Origin of the sequence: Pseudomonas migulae (assembly GCF_043225285.1) — a bacterium.
GTDB classification, from domain to species: domain Bacteria; phylum Pseudomonadota; class Gammaproteobacteria; order Pseudomonadales; family Pseudomonadaceae; genus Aquipseudomonas; species Aquipseudomonas migulae_C.
In genome coordinates this window covers 2175159-2196929 of sequence record NZ_CP171224.1, presented here as the reverse complement: position 1 = coordinate 2196929, position 21771 = coordinate 2175159, and the positions used below count along the sequence as shown (strand labels likewise).

Annotated in this window: 18 protein-coding genes; 10 read left to right on the top strand and 8 right to left on the bottom strand. The window is 60.0% G+C overall.

Going from position 1 to position 21771, the window contains the following annotated elements; genetic code table 11:
* Positions 1 to 21 precede the first annotated feature (21 nt).
* From ACF6ZU_RS10195 to ACF6ZU_RS10170, 6 genes are all read left to right on the top strand, one after another.
* The gene (locus tag ACF6ZU_RS10195; protein WP_392892040.1) at positions 22 to 318 is read left to right on the top strand and encodes a pyrroloquinoline quinone biosynthesis protein PqqE; all 297 of its coding nucleotides are present in this window, start codon (positions 22 to 24) and stop codon (positions 316 to 318) included.
* A 277-nt stretch (positions 319 to 595) separates the two neighbouring features.
* Positions 596 to 2401 (top strand): phenylacyl-CoA dehydrogenase, encoded by a 1806-nt coding sequence (locus ACF6ZU_RS10190; RefSeq protein ID WP_392892038.1) that lies wholly within the window; start codon positions 596 to 598, stop codon positions 2399 to 2401.
* A gap of 266 nt (positions 2402 to 2667) precedes the next feature.
* Positions 2668 to 4782, top strand: a complete 2115-nt coding sequence (locus tag ACF6ZU_RS10185) for a cytochrome-c peroxidase (RefSeq protein WP_392892036.1) — start codon at positions 2668 to 2670, stop codon at positions 4780 to 4782.
* A 151-nt stretch (positions 4783 to 4933) separates the two neighbouring features.
* Entirely contained in the window at positions 4934 to 6220 is a 1287-nt protein-coding gene (locus ACF6ZU_RS10180; RefSeq protein WP_392892033.1) for a GGDEF domain-containing protein, read from the top strand.
* Between the two features lie 90 nt (positions 6221 to 6310).
* Positions 6311 to 8107, top strand: a complete 1797-nt coding sequence (locus ACF6ZU_RS10175) for an acyl-CoA dehydrogenase C-terminal domain-containing protein (RefSeq protein WP_392892031.1) — start codon at positions 6311 to 6313, stop codon at positions 8105 to 8107.
* Between the two features lie 266 nt (positions 8108 to 8373).
* On the top strand, positions 8374 to 10152 hold the full coding sequence (locus tag ACF6ZU_RS10170) for an acyl-CoA dehydrogenase C-terminal domain-containing protein (RefSeq protein ID WP_392892029.1): 1779 nt from the start codon (positions 8374 to 8376) through the stop codon (positions 10150 to 10152).
* Positions 10153 to 10379: 227 nt separating this feature from the next.
* Here the strand turns inward: ACF6ZU_RS10170 and ACF6ZU_RS10165 are convergent, their stop codons facing one another.
* Positions 10380 to 11291 (bottom strand): LysR family transcriptional regulator, encoded by a 912-nt coding sequence (locus tag ACF6ZU_RS10165; protein ID WP_392892027.1) that lies wholly within the window; start codon positions 11289 to 11291, stop codon positions 10380 to 10382.
* Positions 11292 to 11460: 169 nt separating this feature from the next.
* Between ACF6ZU_RS10165 and ACF6ZU_RS10160 the strand changes: the two genes are divergently transcribed.
* From ACF6ZU_RS10160 to ACF6ZU_RS10145, 4 genes are all read left to right on the top strand, one after another.
* Complete coding sequence (locus tag ACF6ZU_RS10160; protein WP_392892025.1) at positions 11461 to 12744, top strand: aspartate aminotransferase family protein; 1284 nt, start codon at positions 11461 to 11463, stop codon at positions 12742 to 12744.
* A 242-nt stretch (positions 12745 to 12986) separates the two neighbouring features.
* A complete protein-coding gene (locus ACF6ZU_RS10155; protein ID WP_392893768.1) occupies positions 12987 to 13343 on the top strand; it encodes a type II toxin-antitoxin system RelE/ParE family toxin in 357 nt (118 codons plus the stop codon).
* Entirely contained in the window at positions 13336 to 13656 is a 321-nt protein-coding gene (locus ACF6ZU_RS10150) for a helix-turn-helix domain-containing protein (protein ID WP_392892024.1), read from the top strand. Before ACF6ZU_RS10155 ends, ACF6ZU_RS10150 begins: the two co-directional genes overlap by 8 nt.
* An 84-nt stretch (positions 13657 to 13740) precedes the next feature.
* The gene (locus ACF6ZU_RS10145; RefSeq protein ID WP_007904205.1) at positions 13741 to 13899 is read left to right on the top strand and encodes a YqaE/Pmp3 family membrane protein; all 159 of its coding nucleotides are present in this window, start codon (positions 13741 to 13743) and stop codon (positions 13897 to 13899) included.
* 101 nt (positions 13900 to 14000) lie between these two features.
* Here the strand turns inward: ACF6ZU_RS10145 and ACF6ZU_RS10140 are convergent, their stop codons facing one another.
* The 7 genes from ACF6ZU_RS10140 to pqqF form a co-directional block, all read right to left on the bottom strand.
* A complete protein-coding gene (locus ACF6ZU_RS10140) occupies positions 14001 to 15827 on the bottom strand; it encodes a prolyl oligopeptidase family serine peptidase (protein ID WP_392892023.1) in 1827 nt (608 codons plus the stop codon).
* Positions 15793 to 16968, bottom strand: a complete 1176-nt coding sequence (gene pqqE / locus ACF6ZU_RS10135) for a pyrroloquinoline quinone biosynthesis protein PqqE (RefSeq protein WP_008024195.1) — start codon at positions 16966 to 16968, stop codon at positions 15793 to 15795. Before pqqE ends, ACF6ZU_RS10140 begins: the two co-directional genes overlap by 35 nt.
* Positions 16940 to 17215: a pyrroloquinoline quinone biosynthesis peptide chaperone PqqD gene (pqqD, locus tag ACF6ZU_RS10130; RefSeq protein WP_008024193.1), complete on the bottom strand. Its 276-nt coding sequence runs from the start codon at positions 17213 to 17215 to the stop codon at positions 16940 to 16942. Before pqqD ends, pqqE begins: the two co-directional genes overlap by 29 nt.
* A complete protein-coding gene (gene pqqC, locus ACF6ZU_RS10125; protein WP_392892021.1) occupies positions 17212 to 17964 on the bottom strand; it encodes a pyrroloquinoline-quinone synthase PqqC in 753 nt (250 codons plus the stop codon). The genes pqqD and pqqC overlap by 4 nt, the downstream gene beginning before the upstream one ends.
* 145 nt (positions 17965 to 18109) lie before the next feature.
* Positions 18110 to 19021 carry a pyrroloquinoline quinone biosynthesis protein PqqB gene (gene pqqB, locus ACF6ZU_RS10120; protein WP_392892019.1) on the bottom strand — a complete coding sequence of 304 codons (912 nt, stop codon included), beginning with the start codon at positions 19019 to 19021 and terminating at the stop codon, positions 18110 to 18112.
* Positions 19022 to 19093: 72 nt separating this feature from the next.
* Positions 19094 to 19168 (bottom strand): pyrroloquinoline quinone precursor peptide PqqA, encoded by a 75-nt coding sequence (gene pqqA, locus ACF6ZU_RS10115; RefSeq protein WP_009045898.1) that lies wholly within the window; start codon positions 19166 to 19168, stop codon positions 19094 to 19096.
* Between the two features lie 155 nt (positions 19169 to 19323).
* Positions 19324 to 21750, bottom strand: a complete 2427-nt coding sequence (pqqF, locus tag ACF6ZU_RS10110; RefSeq protein ID WP_392892017.1) for a pyrroloquinoline quinone biosynthesis protein PqqF — start codon at positions 21748 to 21750, stop codon at positions 19324 to 19326.
* Between the last annotated feature and the right edge of the window lie 21 nt (positions 21751 to 21771).

Here is a 21771-nt window from a genome sequence, read left to right as displayed (position 1 = left end):
TACGCAGGGACGAGTTCTCCTATGGAAATCTCAGGAAGTACCGCTTTTTATGCCGGTCTGAGCACCATTCAGACAGGGCAGAACCGTGTCGATCAAGCTTCGGGCCAGATCGCCAACAATACAATCGAGCGTTCGGTGACCAGCCAGTCTTCCGAGGCTCAGGTCGATCGCCTGCGTTCGGTGGATCGCAGCCAGCAGTCGGACCTGGCCAGCAACATGGTCGAAATGGCCCAAGGCAAGTTTCAGGTTGAGGCAGGCGTCGCTGTCGCGAAGGCTTCCGATGAAATGCTCGGTACGCTGATCGATACGTTCGCCTGATCCTTCGCTGAATCCGCATTCAAAACGCCGCGACCTTTCGCGGCGTTTTTGTGTGTAAGTCCTTCTCCCCCAACTAAACTTTCTGACACCGCAGGTTGCCCGGGCACCCGCGTGGTATTGCCGTGCGTCTTGCATTTGTGCAATGCGATGACGAACGGCAAAAGATCGGCGCTTGACAAGATTTAGGCGTAAACGTATGTTTCAAACAACTGTTTGACCGTCACAACAAATCAACACGGTCGTTCATTCCCGGTTACATCAGCAGAGGTTTATCGCTATGCCTGACTACAAGGCCCCCTTGCGTGATATTCGCTTCGTTCGTGACGAACTGCTCGGCTACGAAGCGCATTATCAGAGCCTTCCGGCTTGTGCAGACGCAACTCCGGACATGGTTGACGCCATTCTCGAAGAAGGCGCCAAGTTTTGTGAGCAGGTACTGGCTCCGCTGAACCGTGTGGGTGACACCGAAGGCTGCACCTGGAGCGAGTCCGGCGTTAAAACCCCGACCGGTTTCAAAGAAGCCTACAAGCAATTCGTCGAAGGCGGCTGGCCAAGCCTGGCCCACGACGTCGAGCACGGCGGCCAGGGCCTGCCGGAGTCTCTGGGTCTGGCAGTCAGCGAAATGGTCGGCGAAGCCAACTGGTCGTGGGGCATGTACCCAGGCCTGTCCCATGGTGCGATGAACACCATTTCCGAGCACGGTACGCCAGAGCAGCAACACGCCTACCTGACCAAACTGGTTTCCGGCGAATGGACCGGCACCATGTGCCTGACCGAACCGCACTGCGGCACCGACCTGGGCATGCTGCGCACCAAGGCCGAGCCTCAGGCCGACGGTTCCTACAAAGTCTCCGGCACCAAGATCTTCATCTCGGCCGGTGAACACGACATGGCCGACAACATCGTCCACATCGTGCTGGCCCGCCTGCCGGATGCACCGGCTGGCACCAAAGGCATCTCGCTGTTCATCGTGCCGAAATTCATGCCGAACGAAGACGGTTCGATCGGTGCGCGCAACGCCGTGACCTGTGGCTCCCTGGAACACAAAATGGGCATCCACGGCAACGCCACCTGCGTGATGAACTTCGACGCGGCCACCGGTTTCCTGATCGGCCCGGCGAACAAAGGCCTGAACTGCATGTTCACCTTCATGAACACCGCACGTCTGGGTACCGCGCTGCAAGGCCTGGCCCACGCCGAAATCGGTTTCCAGGGCGGCCTGAAATACGCTCGCGATCGTCTGCAAATGCGCTCCCTGACTGGCCCGAAAGCGCCGGAAAAAGCCGCTGACCCGATCATCGTGCACCCTGATGTACGTCGCATGCTGTTGACCATGAAAGCGTTCGCCGAAGGCAACCGCGCAATGGTTTACTTCACCGCCAAGCAAGTCGACATCGTCAAGTACGGCGTGGACGAAGAAGAGAAGAAGAAAGCCGACGCACTGCTGGCGTTCATGACGCCAATCGCCAAAGCCTTCATGACCGAAGTCGGTTTCGAGTCCGCCAACCACGGCGTGCAAATCTACGGCGGCCACGGCTTCATCGCCGAGTGGGGCATGGAGCAGAACGTTCGCGACAGCCGCATTTCGATGCTGTACGAAGGCACCACCGGCATCCAGGCACTCGACCTGCTGGGCCGTAAAGTGCTGATGACTCAAGGCGAGGCTCTGAAAGGCTTCACCAAGATCGTCCACAAGTTCTGCCAGACCAACGAAGGCAACGAAGCCGTTCAGGAATTCGTCGCGCCGCTGGCTGCCATCAACAAGGAATGGGGCGAGCTGACCATGAAGGTCGGTATGGCTGCCATGAAAGACCGCGAAGAAGTCGGCGCGGCCTCCGTGGACTACCTGATGTACTCCGGTTACGCCTGCCTGGCCTACTTCTGGGCTGATATGGCGCGCCTGGCTGCTGAAAAACTGGCTGCCGGCACGACCGAAACGGCGTTTTACACCGCCAAGCTGCAGACCGCGCGCTTCTACTTCCAGCGCATCCTGCCGCGTACCCGCACTCACGTTGCAACCATGCTGTCGGGCGCCAACAACCTGATGGACATGAAAGAAGAAGACTTCGCACTGGGCTACTAAGCCTTAACGCAGTCGTTCAGAAAACCGCTGCTCCTTTGGGGGCAGCGGTTTTTTTTTTGCGCTCGATTTTTCCCCAACATCGGGCCCGATTCCCCAGCAATGCGGGTAGTTGCCCTGTCCAGTCGCCGTGTTTATTGATTCAAAATGTTTCAATTAGGGGTGGCAAATTAATTGCACCGTGCCCATTAACCGGTGCTGACGAGAACTGTCCTGCTCAAAGAAGCATCACGCCCGGCAACTTAATAACAACAGTCAGGGTGAAGCTCATGAACCTCAGTCGACGCGTTCGTTTGACCTTGTGTTTACCCATCGTGCTGGCCGTACACAGCGCAATGGCTGCCACTGCCGCCGAAGTGGATCCTCCCGTCCCCGAAGTCCCCTCGCTGCAATCGCTACGCGGCATGACACCTCCCGATCCCTTTGGTACCGAAGGTGGACGCAAAGTCGACCTGATGACCGACTACGTGCTCAACCGCAGCGCGGCGATCCTCCTGGGCAAAGCGCTGTTCTGGGACATGGAGGTCGGCAGCGACAGCGCCACCGCCTGCGCCTCCTGCCACTTTCACGCCGGCGTCGATCACCGGATCACCAACCAGATCAACCCCGGCCAGGCGCACACCAATCCGAACGTGGGGTCGATTTTCAACAAGCCGTTCGTGGCATCCGATATTCCCGGTGATGTGGCGTCCTACGCGACCCTGTCCGCCGGCAAGGGCGGCCCGAATTACACACTGAAGAAAACCGATTTCCCGACCCACGTGCTGGCCAATCCCCTGGATCGCAACTCGCCCATCGTCTATTCCAGCGATGACGTGATCGGCTCCCAAGGCGTGTTTGACGCCAACTTCGTCAAACCCAACCAACCGCGCTTCGACAAGTGCACCCAGCAACCGGACGGCATTTTCCAGGTGGGCGGCATCAATGTCCGCCGCGCAACGGGACGTAATGCGCCGTCGGTGATCAACGCCGCCTTCAACGTGCGCAATTTCTGGGACGGCCGGGCCAACAATGTGTTCAACGGTTTTTCGCCCTTCGGCAATCGCGACCCGGATGCCGGGATTTTCGTCACCAGTGATCGCAGCGGCGTGGCGACCAAAGTGCGGCTGGCGCTCAACGATGCGTCTGCGGCCTCGCAAGCCGTGGGCCCGCCGGGCAGCGCGGTGGAAATGTCCTGCGGCGGGCGTACCTTTGCCGACATCGGCCGGCGCATGCTCGACACGCTGATGCTCAAACAGCAGCGGATTTCTTCCACCGATTCGGTGCTCGGTCCAGTGTCTGGCGCGCGGCGCCCGACCTATCGTGAGCTGATCAAAAACGCCTTCCAGCCTCGGTTGTGGAATGCCACGCAGCAGGTCTCCCTGGGTGGTGCGCCGTACACGCAGATGGAGGCCAACTTTCCGCTGTTCTTCGGGCTCGCGATCCAGTTGTACGAATCGACGCTGATTTCCGATCAGGCGCCGCTGGACGCGTACCTGCAAGGCGATCACCAAGCGATGAATGCCCAGCAAGTCGAGGGCATGAACCTGTTTCTCGGCAAGGGTAAATGCGTCAGTTGCCATGGCGGCGCGGAACTGACCAATGCCGGCAGCCGCTTGCTGTTCCATCCTCGCGAACGGATTGAACGGATGGTGATGGCAGACAACCTGACCACGCTCTACGACAACGGGTTCTACAACACCGGCGTGCGTCCGACCTCGGAAGACCTGGCGCTCGGTGGGACCGATGCCTGGGGCAACCCGCTGGCGTTCACCCGTGAATACAACTCGCAGATTCAGGGCGGCAAGATCCCGGATCCACTGGACGTCGACGTGTGCACCTTCGAAGCGCCCCTGAACGCGGGCTTGCCTTGCGATGCGACGCTCAAGCCCAATCCCGGCTTTCGCGATGCGGTCGATGGCGCCTTCAAGACGCCGACCCTGCGCAACATCGCGTTGACCGGGCCGTATTTCCACAATGGCAGCCGATCCACGCTCAAACAGGTCATGGAGTTCTACAACCGCGGCGGCGACCGGCGGGGCTCGGAGGCCAATAACACCAGCGGGTTCGACCATGCCAGTGTGAATCAGCACAACACTTCGAACCTTGATCCGGACATGACCAACCTGAACCTGACACCCGATGAGATCGATGCCCTGGTCAAGTTCATGGAAGTCGGCCTGACCGATCCGCGCGTGGCCTGGGAGCAGGCGCCGTTCGATCATCCGTCGCTGGTGATTCCGCAGGGGCATGTGGGCGATGAAAACGCGGTGACGCCAAAACCGGTCAGTCCGAAGATCACCACTCGCCAAGGCATGGATGCAGTGGTCACGCTCAAACCCGTCGGCGCAGAAGGCCGCGCGGCCGCAGAGGGGCCATTGCAACCGTTTTATAACGACCTTTGAGGCGATGAGCTGTGCATTACTGGCTGTCCGGGTGCAGTCAGTAATGCGGCGTCAAAAAAACCTTGGCGAATCACTCAGAAAATCAGTATGACTGCCGCTATAGAGGTGGGCACAATGCCATCTATAGACATGACGGGTCGGAGCTTTACCCTTGCCGCGTTCTTCCGCTGTACGTTTCAGTCATTTCCTACCGTCACTTCTTCTGTTGATTGCGGGGCTTGCGGCCGCGTACGTAAAGGATCTGAACGTCTTTTTCACCTCGCTCTTCAACGTACTGCCTACCCTGGTGCTGCTGCTCGGCGGCGCTTATTGCGCGGTTTACCGACGTCAGCGCGAGCTGTTTCTGATGGTCACGGTGTACATCGCCTACTTCCTGCTCGACACCCAGACCGACTATTACCGTGACAACGGCAAGGTCCGCGAAGACGCGGCCGTGGTCTTTCACCTGTGTTGTCTGCTGTTGCCGCTGCTGTTCGGGGTGTTTGCCGCGTGGCAGGAACGCACCCATCTGTTTCAGGACATGGTCGCGCGTTTCGCGGTGTTGCTGGCCGTCGGCAGTGTCGCGCTGGGACTGGAGCAAAGTTACCCACAGGCGTTGCTGATGTGGCTGTCGGAAATCCGCTGGCCGGCCCTGCATGGCGCGTGGATGAGCTTGATCCAGCTGTCCTACCCGGTGTTCATCGCTTCGTTCCTGCTGCTGAGCTGGCAATACTGGCGAAACCCGAGACCTTTGCATGCCGCGCAGCTGGTGGGTTTGCTCGGATTGTTCTGGGCTTTGCCCAAGACCTTCATCCTGCCGTTCACCCTCAACATCATGTGCAGCCAAGTGATGCTGATGATTGCCGCGGCGGTCGCCCACGAAGCCTATCAAATGGCTTTCCGTGACGAATTGACCGGTCTGCCGGGACGCCGTGCGTTGAACGAGCGCATGCAGCGTCTGGGGCGCAATTACGTCCTGGCCATGAGCGATGTCGACCACTTCAAGAAGTTCAACGACACCCACGGTCACGACGTCGGCGACCAGGTGCTGCGCCTGGTGGCCAGCAAACTGTCGAAAATCGGCGGTGGCGGTAGGGCTTATCGCTACGGCGGTGAGGAGTTTGCCCTGGTGTTTGCGGGCAAGACCCTCGAAGAGTGCATGCCGCACCTGGAAGTGATCCGCGAATCGATCGCGACCTACAACATTCATCTGCGCAACCAGGACAACCGCCCTCAGGACGATCAGCAGGGGCGTCAGCGCCGCTCCGGTTCCGCCGCTTCGAGTGTGTCGGTCACCGTCAGCATCGGCGTCGCCGAGCGCGTTGAGCAACGTAACCCGGAAAAAGTGCTCAAGTCCGCCGATGAGGCGCTCTACGCCGCCAAAGGTGCCGGGCGAAACTGTGTGGTCGCTTACGGGCAGAACCGTCGTGGCGCGGTGCGCGAGGCGGCTGCGGGTTGAGTGATGATGGCGCATTCAGCGTCTGGACTGTGATTGTGAGGCATGGTCGGCGGCAGTAGGTTTAAGTGATCTGCTGCCGGAGAAATTGCCATGCCCGAGTACAAAGCTCCCCTGCGCGACATGCGCTTTCTGATCGACCACGTCTTCGATTTTCACAGCAACTACGCAGCGCTGGGCGCCACCGAGGCCAGCCCGGACATGGTCAATGCGATCCTCGAAGAGGGCGCGAAATTCTGTGAGAACGTGCTCGCGCCGCTCAATCGCAGCGGCGACGAAGAAGGCTGCCATTTCGACAACGGCGTGGTGACAACGCCGGCTGGCTTCAAGCAAGCCTTCGCACAGTACGTCGAAGGCGGCTGGCATGGCCTGGCGGCCGATCCCGCCTACGGCGGCCAGGGTTTGCCGAGCTCGCTGGGGCTGGTGATCAGCGAGATGGTCGCGTCCAGCAACACTTCCTGGGGCATGTACCCCGGCCTGACCCACGGTGCGATGTCGGCCATCCATGCCCACGGCACCGACGAGCAAAAAAACACTTACCTGAGCAAACTCACCGCTGGCCAGTGGACCGGCACCATGTGCCTGACCGAAGCCCATTGCGGCACCGACCTGGGCATCATCAAGACCCGCGCGGTGCCTGCGGCGGACGGCAGCTATGCGATCTCCGGCAGCAAGATCTTCATCTCCGCCGGTGAGCACGACATGAGCGACAACATCATTCACCTCGTGCTGGCGAAACTGCCGGATGCACCGGCTGGAACCAAGGGCATTTCGCTGTTCATCGTGCCCAAGTTCCTGCCGGGTGCCGACGGTGAGGCGGGCGAGCGCAACGGCGTTTCCTGCGGTTCGATCGAACACAAGATGGGCATCAAGGCTTCGGCCACTTGCGTGCTGAACTTCGACGAAGCCAAGGGCTTCTTGATCGGCGAGCCGAACAAGGGCCTGAACTGCATGTTCACCATGATGAACCATGCCCGTCTCGGCACCGGGATGCAGGGCTTGTGCCTGGGGGAGGCGAGCTTCCAGGGCGCGATCAAATACGCCAATGACCGTTTGCAAATGCGTTCGTTGACCGGTCCGAAAGCGCCGGAAAAAGCTGCTGATCCGATCATCGTCCACCCGGACGTACGCCGGATGTTGCTGACCATGAAGGCCTTCAACGAGGGCAACCGTGCGCTGACCTACTTCACCGCGCAACTGCTGGACACCGCGCACCTGAGCCCGGACGAAACCACGCGGCAGGACGCCGAAGACCTGTTGGCATTCCTGACGCCGATCTGCAAAGCCTTCATGACCGACACCGGGCTGGAAGTGACCAACCATGGCATGCAGGTGTTTGGCGGTCACGGTTTCATCCGTGAATGGGGCATGGAACAACTGGTTCGCGATTGCCGGATTGCGCCGATCTACGAAGGCACCAACGGGATTCAGGCGCTGGATTTGCTGGGGCGCAAAGTGCTCGGCAGTCAGGGCAAATTGCTGCGTGGCTTTACCAAGATCGTTCACAAGTTTTGCGCGGCGAACGCCGGGCATCCGCAGCTCGCCAGTTATGTGGCGCAGCTCAACGGGTTGAATCAGCAGTGGGGCGAGTTGACCACTCAGGTCGGCATGGCAGCGATGAAGAATCCGGACGAAGTCGGCGCGGCTTCGGTGGATTACCTGATGTACAGCGGCTACATCATCCTCGGCTATCTGTGGTTGCGCATGGCACTGGTGGCTCAGGCACAACTGGATGCGGGCAGCGGCGATGCCGATTTCTGCCGGGGCAAACTGGCGACCAGCGAGTTTTACTTCAAGCGCCTGCTGCCGCGCACGGCAGCCCATCGCGCGGCGATCGAGGCGGGTAGCGATTGTTTGATGAAGTTGCCGGCGGAGTTGTTCTCGCTATAACGCACCAGACTGTAGGAGCGAGCCTGCTCGCGAAGGTCGTGAACGATCACGCGTAAAACCAGATATTGGCGGCGTCTTCAGGTTTTTCGCGAGCAGGCTCGCTCCTACAGCAGAAAACAGGTTTCGACTCTCTTGGTCGCAATGACTAAAAATTACAAAACGGTCACAGCCTGACCCTATGTGTCGCAAAAGTTGTTGGGTTACACTCGGACCCAACGAACTCCCTCTTCCTACGATTCAACTGTATAGATCCTGCGAGGTTTGCCATGGCTGACTACAAAGCGCCCCTGCGCGATATGCGCTTCGTCCTCAATGAAGTGTTCGAGGTCGCCAAACTCTGGGCCGAGTTGCCTGCGCTGGCTGACACCGTTGATGCGGAAACCGTTGAAGCCATTCTTGAAGAAGCCGGCAAGGTCACCAGTAAAAGCATCGCACCCCTGAGCCGCGCGGCTGATGAAGAAGGTTGCCATTGGGCGGACGGTGCCGTCACCACGCCGGCAGGTTTCCCACAGGCTTATCAGACTTACGCTGAAGGCGGTTGGGTCGGCGTCGGTGGCGATCCGGCCTACGGCGGCATGGGCATGCCGAAAGCCGTTTCGGCCCAGGTCGAAGAAATGGTCAACTCCGCGAGCCTGTCCTTCGGTCTGTACCCGATGCTGACTGCCGGCGCTTGCCTGTCGATCAACGCTCACGCCAGCGAAGAGCTGAAAGCGGCCTACCTGCCGAACATGTACGCCGGCGTCTGGGCCGGTTCGATGTGCCTGACCGAGCCGCATGCCGGTACTGATCTGGGGATCATCCGCACCAAGGCCGAGCCTCAGGCCGACGGTTCCTACAAGGTCAGCGGCACCAAGATCTTCATCACCGGTGGCGAACACGACCTGACCGAAAACATCATCCATCTGGTGCTGGCGAAACTGCCGGACGCGCCGGCCGGGCCGAAAGGCATCTCGCTGTTCCTGGTGCCGAAGTTCATGGTCAATGCCGATGGCAGCCTGGGCGCGCGCAACCCGGCGACCTGCGGTTCGATCGAACACAAGATGGGCATCCAGGCGTCCGCGACCTGTGTGATGAACTTCGACGAGGCGGTGGGTTATCTGGTTGGCGAGCCAAACAAAGGCCTGGCGGCGATGTTCACCATGATGAACTACGAACGTCTGGGCGTCGGCATCCAGGGCCTGGCTTCGGGCGAGCGCTCTTATCAGAACGCTGTCGAATACGCCCGTGACCGCCTGCAAAGCCGTTCGCCGACGGGCGCGCAGAACAAGGACAAAGTGGCCGACCCGATCATCGTCCACCCGGACGTGCGTCGCATGCTGTTGACCATGAAGGCGTCGAACGAAGGTGGTCGTGCGTTCTCAACCTATGTGGCCATGCAACTGGACACCGCCAAGTTCAGCGAAGACGCCACCACCCGCAAGCGCGCGGAAGACCTGGTAGCGCTGCTGACTCCGGTGGCCAAGGCGTTCCTGACTGACCTCGGTCTGGAAACCACCGTGCATGGCCAGCAGGTGTTCGGCGGCCACGGCTACATCCGTGAGTGGGGCCAGGAGCAACTGGTTCGCGACGTGCGGATCACCCAGATCTACGAAGGCACCAACGGCATTCAGGCGCTGGACCTTGTGGGCCGCAAGATCGTCGGCAGCGGCGGGGCGTTTTACAACCTGTTCGCCGACGAGATTCGTCACTTCACCGCGACCGCCAATGCGGAACTGGCCGAGTTCACCAAGCCGCTGAACGATGCGGTGACCACCCTCGACGAACTGACTGCGTGGCTGCTGGATCGGGCGAAAAACAATCCCAACGAAATCGGTGCGGCCTCGGTTGAGTACCTGCAAACCTTCGGTTACGTGGCTTACGCCTACATGTGGGCACTGATGGCCAAGGCGTCGTTGGGCAAGGAAGCGCAGGACGATTTCTACGCGAGCAAGTTGGGCACCGCGCGGTTCTATTTCGCACGCCTGCTGCCGCGTATTCACTCGTTGAGTGCGTCGGTGAAAGCCGGCAGCGAGTCGCTATTCCTGCTGGACGCGGCGCAGTTCTGACACTGTAACGTCATGTAAGCATTCGCTTACATGACGTGCTGCTGTTCTCCCATAGATGAAGATTGGATCCACAGCTAATCTACTTCTCATGGACGTAGCGCAGGAAGCGCAAAGCAACAACACGGACACGTAGGATTCTGCCAGGACGGCGGAGTGAAATGGATGTCAGGGAAACAGTCTGCAAAGCCCCGCTTCGGCGGGGTTTTCTTTTGCCCGCAGAAAAGTCATCAGCCCAAGGAGGTCGATTGCTCGCCGGGCCCGTTCATCACTTCTTCCAGTAACGTGCGCAGCAGGGCGAGTGACGCTTGTTGCCGCTGCACATCGCGACATACCAGTCCAACTTTCAACGGCACCCGCGGCTCGGTCAGCGGCTTCCAGAGCAGTTCGTCATTGCCCAGCACCTTCTGCGAGCGACCGGGCAGGACCGTCGCCAGCCGGGTATGAGGCAGACTGTCGAGAATCCCCGCCATGTTGTTCAGCTCAGCCTGCACCTGCGGGCGTCGTCCCAGATTAGCCAGTTGCGTCTGCCAGATCTGTCGTACCTGAAACTCTTCTCCCAGCAGCAACATCGGCAGCTCGGCCGCCTGACTCATGGAGACTTTCTTGAATTCTCGCAACGGGTGATCAGCCGGGATGACGAGTGTCAGTTCATCTTCGTACAGCATCACGCCATGCAACCCCGGCTGACGGGGTGGCAGGTAGCTGATGCCGATGTCCAGCGAGCCGTTAAGCAACCGTCGCTCGATTTCCAGCCCGGTCAGTTCATAGATCTGCACCACCAGATGCGGTTGCGCCTTGCGTACCCGTTCAAGCATCTGCGGCACCAGGCTGGTGTGAACCGTCTGCAATACACCGATGGCCAGGGTTCGCAGTGCTTGCCCCTTGAAATTGCCCAAGGCTTCGCGCGCTCGTTGCAGGCCATCGAGCAGCGGCAGGGCGTGGTTGTACAGGGTGTGAGCGGCCAGCGTGGGCAAGAGGCGTTTACTGCTGCGCTCGAACAGGCTGACATCGAGGTGTTGTTCGAGCTGGCGGATCTGCTGCGACAGTGCCGGCTGGGAGATAGAAAGCCGCTCGGCGGCGCGGCCGACATGGCCTTCTTCGTAGACCGCGACGAAATAACGCAGTTGTTTGAAATCCATAAGGTTTACTTATCGAAAATGCTTGGAAATCGAAATGGCTCAGGGCCTTGCCTGAGCCTAGTCTAACCGCATTCACTAGGCTTACAGGGCCATAAAGCGCGATGAATACGGTTTGCAGGAAGGATGTTTGCATAGGCAAGACAAAAAACCTGAAACGAGGTTTTTTTGGATGAATCTGTTCAGTCTACGGCGTCACGCTCCCTGCCTCGATGACCTGACCGCCGACGCCTTCATGCCTGCCAGGGACGACACACTCTCCAGCGAGTGCCTGATGCCCAGCGTCGAGCGGCCACAACAGATTTTCGTGCGCGGCCAAGGCTCATGGTTGTGGGACAGTGACGACCGCGCTTATCTCGACTTTTCTCAGGGCGGTGGCGCCAATAGCCTCGGGCACAGCCCTTCGGTGCTGGTCAACGCCATTACCGCGCAAGCTCAAACGCTGATCAATCCAGGCTTTGGCCTGCATAACCGCGGCATGCTCAACCTCGCCGACCGACTGTGCGCCAGCACCGGCAGCGATCAGGCGTATCTGTTAAACAGCGGCAGCGAGGCCTGTGAAGCCGCGATCAAACTGGCGCGCAAGTGGGGGCAGCGACATCGTGGCGGTGCATCGCGAATCATCGTCGCCAACCAGGCTTGCCATGGCCGTAGTCTCGGGACGATTCCAGCGTCAGACAGTTCCCGGCAGACCAATCGCTTCGAGCCGCAACTCCCGGGTTTCAGCCACGTGCCGTTCAACGATCTTGCCGCCTTGCACGCCTCGGTTGATGCGCAGACCGTCGCGATCATGCTCGAGCCTATTCAAAACGAAGCGGGGGTGATTCCCGCCACCGAGCATTACCTCAAGGGTGTGGAGCGGCTGTGCCGTGAACTCGGCATCCTGTTGATCTTCGATGAAGTGCAAACCGGCCTCGGCCGTCTCGGTACATTGCTTGCGGAACAGTCCTACGGCGTGCGGGCCGATATCGTGGTGCTCGGCAAAGGCCTGGGTGGTGGCGTACCCCTGGCGGCATTGCTGGCACGGGGCAAGGCCTGCTGTTTTGAGGTCGGCGAACTGGCGGGTACTCATCATGGCAATGCGCTGATGACGGCCGCCGGTCTTGCGGTGCTCGCAAGTGTGCAGGACAAGGGTTTCCTCCAGCACGTCAGGGAAACCGGTCAACACCTGGGCGAAGGCCTGGGGCGCCTGGCGCACCGCTATGGGCACGGCGAGTTACGCGGGCAAGGGCTGTTCTGGGGACTGACCCTGTCGGACGATTCAGCGGACGCTGTCGTCAAAGCCGCACTGTACGAAGGCTTGCTGCTCGACGCACCACAACCCGATTGCCTGCGTTTCACACCGGCACTCACCGTGAGCAATGCCAATATCGACGAAATGCTCCTGCGTCTGGCTCGCGCGTTCTCCCGCGTGCGCACCGCGCAGCTGCAATGCCGCAAAGGGATTGCCGTCTGATCAGACGCTTCCTGCACGAATTTCCGAACCGTCTCGCGGTATAACGCGTCGCCTCACGTTTGATTCTTTTGACGTGGGGCGTTTTTTTTGTCTCGGCGTTTTGCCAGATGCACTTTGTCGCTTGAGCGTTAGCAAAATCGATGGCTTTTTAAAAAGGCCGGCAGGGAGTGCCGGTGCCAGTGAAGGATTCCTGGTTTTGATTTCTATACCACTCAGTGGTATGTTTTTTGGAAGGGATGCCGATGCCACCAAGGTTGTTCAAGACCAAGCGTTTTGCGATGCAGGCGGGTAAGGCCTGGATTGGTGATGATGAGCTTCGAGAGGCATTCAGCGAAATGCTCAAGGGCCAGGCGGAGAGTCTCGGCGGTGGTGTCTGGAAGAAGCGTTTGAATGCCAATCGCCATCGCTCGATTGTTGTGGCAAAGGGCAGAGGCTACTGGGTTTATCAGTTCCTGTATGCCAAGAAAGATCAGAGCAATATCAGTCAGGACGATCTGATCGGTTTTCGGAAATTGGCGAAAACTTACGAGGGACTGACGGAGTTGCAAGTCCAGTACCTACTGGATACGAGAGAGTTTTTGGAGATATTTCATGAGTAAGAAATTCAGAAGCGAGGCCTTGGAATCAGTACATGAGTCCGCCAGCGCCTTATACGCCATCGGCGCAATCAGCAAGGCAACCATGCGCGAGTTCGACGAATCTTGTCTTGCCGCCGTGCCCGAAGCGATCCCGGCGGAGCAGATCAAAGCACTGCGCGAGCGCAACAACGTCAGCCAACCAGTCTTTGCGCGTTATCTGAACACCAGCGCGTCGACAGTCAAGCAGTGGGAAGCAGGGGACAAACACCCCAGTGGCATGGCGCTGAAGCTGTTAAGCATCGTGCAGAAACACGGTCTGGAAATACTTGCCTGAAGCAACGCACTGAACCCTGACGAACGGCGCAGGTCGATTGGTTGTGTGGCTCACACGAGCCCCTTTCAAATCAGGAGCTGACCCATGGACTTCATTCGCATCATCATCGCCATTCTGTTGCCGCCACTGGGTGTGTTTCTGCAAGTCGGTTTTGCCGGGGCGTTCTGGCTGAATATTCTGCTGACGTTGTGCGGTTATATCCCGGGGATCGTGCATGCGGTGTACATCATCGCCAAGCGCTGAGGTTCGCGGCGTCAGATAAATCCTTCGCGAGCAGGCTCGCTCCCACAGGTGCAACGCAGACCTGTAGGAGCGAGCCTGCTCGCGAAAGGCGCAACGCGATTTCAGCCTTCGAGCGCCATCACCCGCCTATAAAACAACCACTCCTGCTCCAGCGCATGGGCCTGATTCCCGGCCTTGCGGAAGCCATGGCGTTCGTCCGCGTAATAATGCGCTTCAACCAGAATGCCGTTTTCCTGCAACGCCTCGACCATGTCGCGGGTCTGCTGCGGCACGACGACCGCGTCGAGTTCACCCTGGAAGAAAATCACCGGCACGCTGATGTTGTTCGCGTGGAGCAACGGCGTTCGCGCGGCGTAGCGCTCGGCGTCTTTGTCGGGATCGCCGATCAGCCAATCCAGATAGTCACCCTCGAACTTGTGGGTCGCCCGACCCAGGGCAACGGGATCGCTGACACCGTAAAGGCTGGCGCCCGCGCGGAAGACGTTCTGGAATGCCAGCGCGCAAAGCGTGGTGTAGCCGCCGGCACTGCCGCCGCGAATAAACGCCTGGTCGCTATCGATCAAGCCGCGCTCGGCGAGATGGGCGACGACCGCGCAGGCATCCTCCACATCCACGTCCCCCCAGCTCAGATGCAGCGCCTGGCGATAGGCCCGGCCGTAGCCGCTGCTGCCCCGGTAGTTGAGGTCAGCCACGGCGAAGCCCCGTTGCGCCCAGTACTGAATGCGCGGATCGAGCATCGGGTAGCACGCCGATGTCGGGCCGCCATGGATAAACACCACCAATGGCGGTTTCGCGGCGCCGTTCATTGCCGGGTAGAAGAACCCGTGGGCCTCCCCCGAACCGCTCGGGTAACGCAGGGTTTGCGGGACGCTGATCTGCTCGGCGGGCAGCGGTGCGATGCCTCCTGCCAGGACTTTGGCCCGCCGGGTCTGGCGGTCGATGGCAATCACGGCGGACGAACTGACCGGCGACGCTGCGATGCAGTAGATGAACTGTTCATCCAGTGCGAGATGCCGGAAACGGCTGTAGTCCCCGGTGAAATCTTCTGCAGTACCTCCGCAAATACCCAGTCGGCCGAAGCCTTGTTCGGTCCAACTGGCCAAATAAGCGTCTTCGCCGAGAGGCTGCCATGTGCAACCGCCCAACTGCCAGGGCGCTGGCCCATGGTCCGCAGCGACGCTGGGTAAAGGGCTGAGGCCATCCGGGGATTCCACCCACGGCTGCCAATAGCCGTCTCGATCCGTCAGGCAATACAGACGATTGCTGTCATCGAATCGCGGTTGTTGCAGCGATTCCCGATCATCGGCACCGGCCACGCAGCGCGCTTGAGCGTAACGACCATCCTGCTGCCGTTCTGCGACCATCAGGCGAGTCGCGGTCCATGGCTGGTGCGGGCGGCTCCACTCGATCCAGGCCAATCGTTGAGCATCAGGGCTTAATGTCGGCGCGGCATAAAAATCCGCACCTTCGGCCAGCAGATGACGCGCGCCATCCGCCAGATCGATGGCTACCAGGCGATGCCGGTCTCGATGCTCTTCAACCGCCAGCACCTGACCCTGGGCGAACTGCAGATCGCCATAGCGGCATTCGGTGGCCGTCAGCGCTTGCGGCGTTTCGCCTTGCAGCGACTGGCAATACAGCTGCTGATCCGCCTCGTTGACGAAAACGATGCCGTCATCTGTCAGGCAAAACGCTCCGCCGCCATATTCGTACACCCGGCTGCGCACACTGAAACCCGTGGGTGTCAGGCAATGCGCCTGGCCCTCGCGCCAATGCCAGATCCGGCAGGCGCCGTCTTCGGGGCGGTACTCGTTCCAGAACAGGCCATGCCGGCCGACCTGCAATTCGGCAAAGTCGACACCGGCCGCGACGGCTTTGGCAGCGCTGAAAGGTTCAGCTTTTAGCGATGAGTCGTGAGTTTCGTTCATTGCGAAAGGCCAGTTGTTCAATGGTCTGGGTCGCGTGCTCGGCTTCTTCGCGGGCCTTGAGGATCACGCCGTGATGTTCCGACTTGCTGCACACCGGGTCGGCATTGCTCGCGTCACCCGTGAGCATGAAGGCCTGGCAGCGGCAGCCGCCGAAGTCCTTTTCCTTCTCGTCGCAGGAGCGGCACGGCTCGGGCATCCAGTCGTATCCGCGAAAGCGGTTGAAGCCGAACGAGTCGTACCAGATGTGCTGCATGCTGTGGTCGCGCACATTGGGAAATTGCACCGGCATCTGTCGGGCGCCGTGACAGGGCAGGGCCGTTCCGTCCGGGGTGACTGTCAGAAAAATACTGCCCCAGCCGTTCATGCAGGCTTTCGGGCGTTCTTCGTAATAGTCCGGGGTGACGAAAATCAGCTTGCACGGATGCCCTTCGGCTTCGAGTTTGGCGCGGTATTCGTTGGTGATGCGTTCGGCGCGAACCAGCTGTTCCTTGGTCGGCAGCAGCCCGACCCGATTGAGCTGCGCCCAACCGTAAAACTGACAGGTGGCGAGCTCGACGAAATCCGCCTCAAGGGCAATGCACAGCTCGATGATCCGGTCGATCTTGTCGATGTTGTGCCGATGGGTAACGAAGTTCAGCACCATCGGATAGCCATGGGCCTTGACCGCGCGAGCCATTTCCAGCTTCTGCGCGAAGGCTTTTTTCGAGCCGGCCAGCAAGTTGTTCACTTGCTCGTCGCTGGCCTGAAAACTGATCTGAATATGGTCCAGGCCGGCCTTTTTGAAATCGCTGATTTTCTGCTCGGTCAGGCCGATGCCGGAGGTGATCAGGTTGGTGTAGAAACCCAACTTGCGCGCCTCGGCGATCAGTTCGGCGAGGTCCTGGCGCACCAGCGGCTCGCCACCGGAAAAGCCCAGTTGCGCCGCCCCCATTTCCCGGGCTTCGCGGAATACCTTGATCCATTGCTCAGTGCTCAGCTCCTTGCCTTGCTCGGCGAAATCCAGCGGATTGGAGCAATACGGGCATTGCAGCGGGCACCGGTAGGTCAGCTCGGCCAGCAGCCACAGCGGCAGGCCGATTTCTGGTTTGGGCGGTAACTTGTCCGACACGGAATCAGGCAAGTTCGATCCAGTGCTGAGCACGGGCGACCTCCATGAATTGCTCGATGTCATCACCGAGCTCCGGCACGCCGGGGAATTGCGCATCCAGCTCGGCAATGATTGCTGCGACATCCCGCTCGCCGTCGATCAAACCGCCGATCAGCGCGGCGCTTTCATTCAGTTTGATCATGCCTTCCGGGTACAGCAGCACATGGCCTTTTTGCGCCGGTTCGTACTGGAAACGGTAGCCGGGGCGCCAGGTCGGGGTCTTGCTGCGGTCGAAACTCATAAGGTGATTCCTTTATGCCAGACCCGTTGATCGGTCACGCTGTGATACGGCGGGCGTTTCAGTTCGTAGGCCATGCTCATGGCATCGAGCATGCTCCAAAGAATGTCCAGTTTGAACTGGAGAATTTCCAGCATGCGCTCCTGGCCTTCGCGCGTGGTGTAGTGCTGCAAGGTGATCGCCAGACCATGTTCCACGTCGCGGCGCGCCTGGCCCAGGCGGGTGCGGAAATACTCGTAGCCGGCGGGGTCGATCCACGGGTAATGCTGTGGCCAGCTGTCGAGACGTGACTGGTGAATCTGTGGTGCGAACAGTTCGGTCAGCGAGCTGCTGGCGGCTTCCTGCCAACTGGCCCGGCGGGCGAAGTTGACGTAGGCGTCCACGGCGAAACGTACGCCGGGCAGCACCAGTTCCTGGGAGCGCAGTTGATCCGGGTCGAGGCCGACCGCTTGACCGAGGCGCAGCCAGGCTTCGATGCCGCCGTCTTCGCCGGGGGCGCCATCATGGTCGAGCAGACGTTGAATCCATTCGCGGCGGATCTCGCGGTCCGGGCAATTGGCGAGGATGGCCGCGTCCTTCAGGGGAATGTTCACCTGGTAGTAGAAACGGTTGGCCACCCAGCCCTGAATCTGCTCGCGGCTCGCCCGGCCTTCATACATCGCCACGTGGTAGGGGTGATGGATGTGGTAGTAGGCGCCTTTGGCGCGCAGGGCGGCTTCGAATTCGGTGGGGGACAGTGCGGTGTCAGTCATTTCGGTTCTCCGGGAGCACCCGCGGAATTGATGTTGTCTGGTCGGGCCTCATCGCGAGCAGGCTCGCTCCCACAGGTGTTTGGTGTACACAGATCCAATGTGGGAGCGAGCCTGCTCGCGATAGACCGCGCAGCGGTCTCGGGTCTTACAACACAATACTCATGCCGTCATACGCCACTTCAACCTGGCGCCGATCCAGCTCGGCACGCTCCGGCGAATCCTCGTCGAGGATCGGGTTGGTGTTGTTGATGTGGATAAGCACCTTGCGCTGTTTAGGCAGTTGCTCCAACACTTCCAGCATGCCGCCGGGGCCGTTCTGCGCCAGGTGGCCCATTTCCCGACCGGTGCGGGTGCCGACGCCACGGCGTTGCATTTCGTCGTCGTCCCACAGCGTTCCGTCCACCAGCAGGCAGTCGCTGCCGGCCATGATTTCCAGCAGGGGCGCGTCGACTTTGCCGAGGCCCGGGGCGTAGAACAGTTTGCCGCCGGTGTTCAGGTCTTCGACGATCAGGCCGATGTTGTCGCCCGGGTGCGGGTCGAAGCGGTGCGGGGAATACGGCGGCGCAGCGCTGCGCAACGGCAGCGGGGTGAAACGCAGGCTCGGGCACGCCGGGATGGTGAAGCTGCGGTCGAGTTCGATGCGGTTCCAGTTCAGCCCGCCGTTCCAGTGGGTCAGCATGGTGAACAGCGGGAAACCGGTGCTCAGGTCTTCATGGACCATGTCGGTGCACCAGACATTATGCGGGCAACCCTCGCGCAGGCTGAGCAGACCGGTGGTGTGGTCGATCTGGCTGTCCATCAGGATGATCGCGCTGATGCCGGTATCGCGCAGGGCACGGCCCGGTTGCATCGGGGCGTAGCTCTGGAGCTGGGCACGGATGTCCGGCGAGGCGTTGCACAACACCCAGTTCACGCCGTCATCGGAAATCGCGATGGACGACTGGGTCCGCGCCTTGGCCCGCAGGGTGCCGCTGCGAAAACCTGCGCAATTCACGCAGTTGCAGTTCCACTGGGGGAAACCGCCACCGGCGGCGGAACCTAGAATCTGGACGAACATGGGCGCTCCATCATTTCAACGCTGAAAATAAAAACGCCCCGGTAAACCGAGGCGCTGAACGGCAGGACAAGCTTAGCGGCTAGCGAAGTACATGGTGACTTCAAAGCCGATACGCAGGTCGGTGTAAGCAGGTTTGGACCAGGACATTTGAGCGCTCCTTCAGGTGATGGGACGGTTGAGATCTATACATATAGTCCACCTCCAGCGGGAGATGTTCAGATAGTTAGGTGGCTATGTTACTCAAAATTTCAAAGTGATTGGCCGGCATTCTTGGAAAAAGCTAATTGCACCAGCGGTAATGATCATTTTGTCACTTGCCAGGGCGCTGATGGTTCTGAACCGCTGGCCAGGCAACGCCAGCCGCCTTCGGCGTTGATCAGTCGATGGGCAGCGGCCTTCAGGGCCGAGCGGTCGATGGTCAGAATCGCCAAGGGCAGCTGCGTCAGATAATCCGACGAGCGGCCACCCTGTTTGCCCTGCCAGAGCAGTTCTGCGGCTTGAGAGAAGGGTAATGCCGCCATGTCGAAATGATCTGTCAACGCCTGGCGCTGGGCAATGAATGTCGCCTCGTCGATGGCGTCAATCATCCCGGGCAAGTCGTCCAGGAAGCGTTCGATGTGCTCCAGCAAGCTCAGAGGCACGGCGCTCGGTGATTGCACGCCGAACAAAATACCGGTCTGACCCTGGAGCTGGCGCAATGCGCTGAACACCGCGTAACCCAGTTGCAGTTCAACCCGCAAGCGCTGGTAGAACGGTGTCTGACAGACATGCGCGAGCAAGCGCCAGGCGGCTTCGTCAGAGATTTCCTGAGTGGCCGTCGGACAGAACAGCAACAGCGCGTGTTCGCTGGCGCCGGTGTCGAGGTTTGTCCACAGGCGCTGTGAGTTGATCGAGGGCGCCAGGTTCGCTTGGGTGTCCGCTGTTCCGGGTACACGGCTCAGGGCCAGGCCCATGGCCGCTTGAGTTTGTGCCGACAGACCAATCGCCAGACCTTCCCAACGCGCGTCGGACCACAGCGATTGCACATCATCAGAGACGCGGGTGCGCTCAAGGCAATGAGCGGGCAGCACCTTCAGCAGGTGTTTGATTGGAATCAGCGTGGGGCTTTTCGGTTCATCCTGTGAGTAGCCGCTGTCAGGTGCTGTCAGTTCTTTCAGCGCATGCTCCAGGACGGTGGGCATGGATTCTTGCAGCCCCGTCAATTTCAGCAGCCATTCATTGGCCGATGCGCTGAAGGAACAGTCGACACCCGCCTGACGGGCTTCTTCACGCAGTGTTTGCAGACGGTTTTCCAGGCGCTGTTGAAGCGCGGGATGCGGTTCCGCATCGAGTCGCCACCGCAGATAAATCGCCCCTTCCGCCGTGTTGTCCGGCAGTGATTGGCTGAATTGCATCGGCGAACTTTCCCGACGGCTACGCGAACGATCCTGGGCAAAGGTGCGCAGGCCACGGTGCTTGCTGGTCTGGCCGCGAATCAGTCCGGCATTTTGCGGCGGCGCTTCGGCGCGCAAAAACGGATTGGGCGTCGGCAGTTGCCAGGCGGCGCTGAAGTTATCCACAGCGCCGATTTGCTTCAGGATGTCTTTGAGGGCCGCAACCCCTTGTTCGGATAACCCGGTTTCAAGCTGTTCGCTGTCCAGTCGAGCCAATTGCAGCGCACCGCTGACTTGTTGCTGGCGCTGGAGCAGGGCGGCGTACTCATCACGCAGACTGTCCCAATTTTGCCGAGAGGCAAAAAAGCCCAGCCAATCCAGAAGTTGCTCGCGGATGACGCTTCCCGCTTCAGTCGTTGTGAATTCGATGTGCAGCACGGCTTGCCCGGCAAACTGATACAGCGGCGCGGCCTTCAAATGTTCGGCTAGGCCTTGTGCATGCAATTCCGCCAGCAGTCCGCCAGGCTTTGCGGAATTCAACCAATGACACAGGAACGCCAGCGCTTCGGCCGCCGAGTGGGGCAACGACTCGAAGGTGAACAGCAGATCGAGACGACGCTCCCCCGCCTGTTGATAACTTGTTTCCGATGTTTCCACCAACGGTACGGGCGGCTGTTGCGCTACGGTTTTTCCTGCAGGAATCGCCGCTCCGAAGCTCAGCGCCATTTGCCTCAACTCTTCGATGCTCTGCGGGCCCGTCAGGCTCAGCGTCATCTGCCCGGTTTTGTAAAACCGCTGATGAAACTCCTTCAGTGCTTGCTGAAAGTCCGCTTGCTCAACGGGCAGACTGTCACGGTTTCCCGCATGAAAGCCACGCAACGGATGGACTGGCGAAAGCCCATCGAACAATGCCAATTGCTGTTGGGCGGCCGAATCCTGCGACCAGGCCACAAACTCCGCGTGCAGCACTTTCCGTTCCCGCTGCTGATCGTCCGGATTCATACGTGGATGGGCGAGCATGTCTGACAGGCGCTCCAGCCCACCGCTGAATGCCTGAAGGGGGAGTTCGAAAAAGAAGTCCGTGGTGCGCTCGCTGGTCCGCGCGTTCACGTGCCCGCCATGACCTTGCACGTAGGCCATCAGCCCGTGTTCCGTGGGAAAACGATCAGTGCCCAAGAACAGCAGGTGCTCAAGAAAGTGTGCTAAACCAGGCCATGCCAATGGCACATCATGACTGCCCGCCGCGACCCGTAACGCCGCCGCGCAACGCTTCAGATGCGGGGCATGACGCAGCGTCACTCGCAGACCGTCGGCCAGGGTTTCAGTGTGGGGGCGAGGAGAATTCAGCGCAGGCATGAGCACTTCCAGAACAGGGAA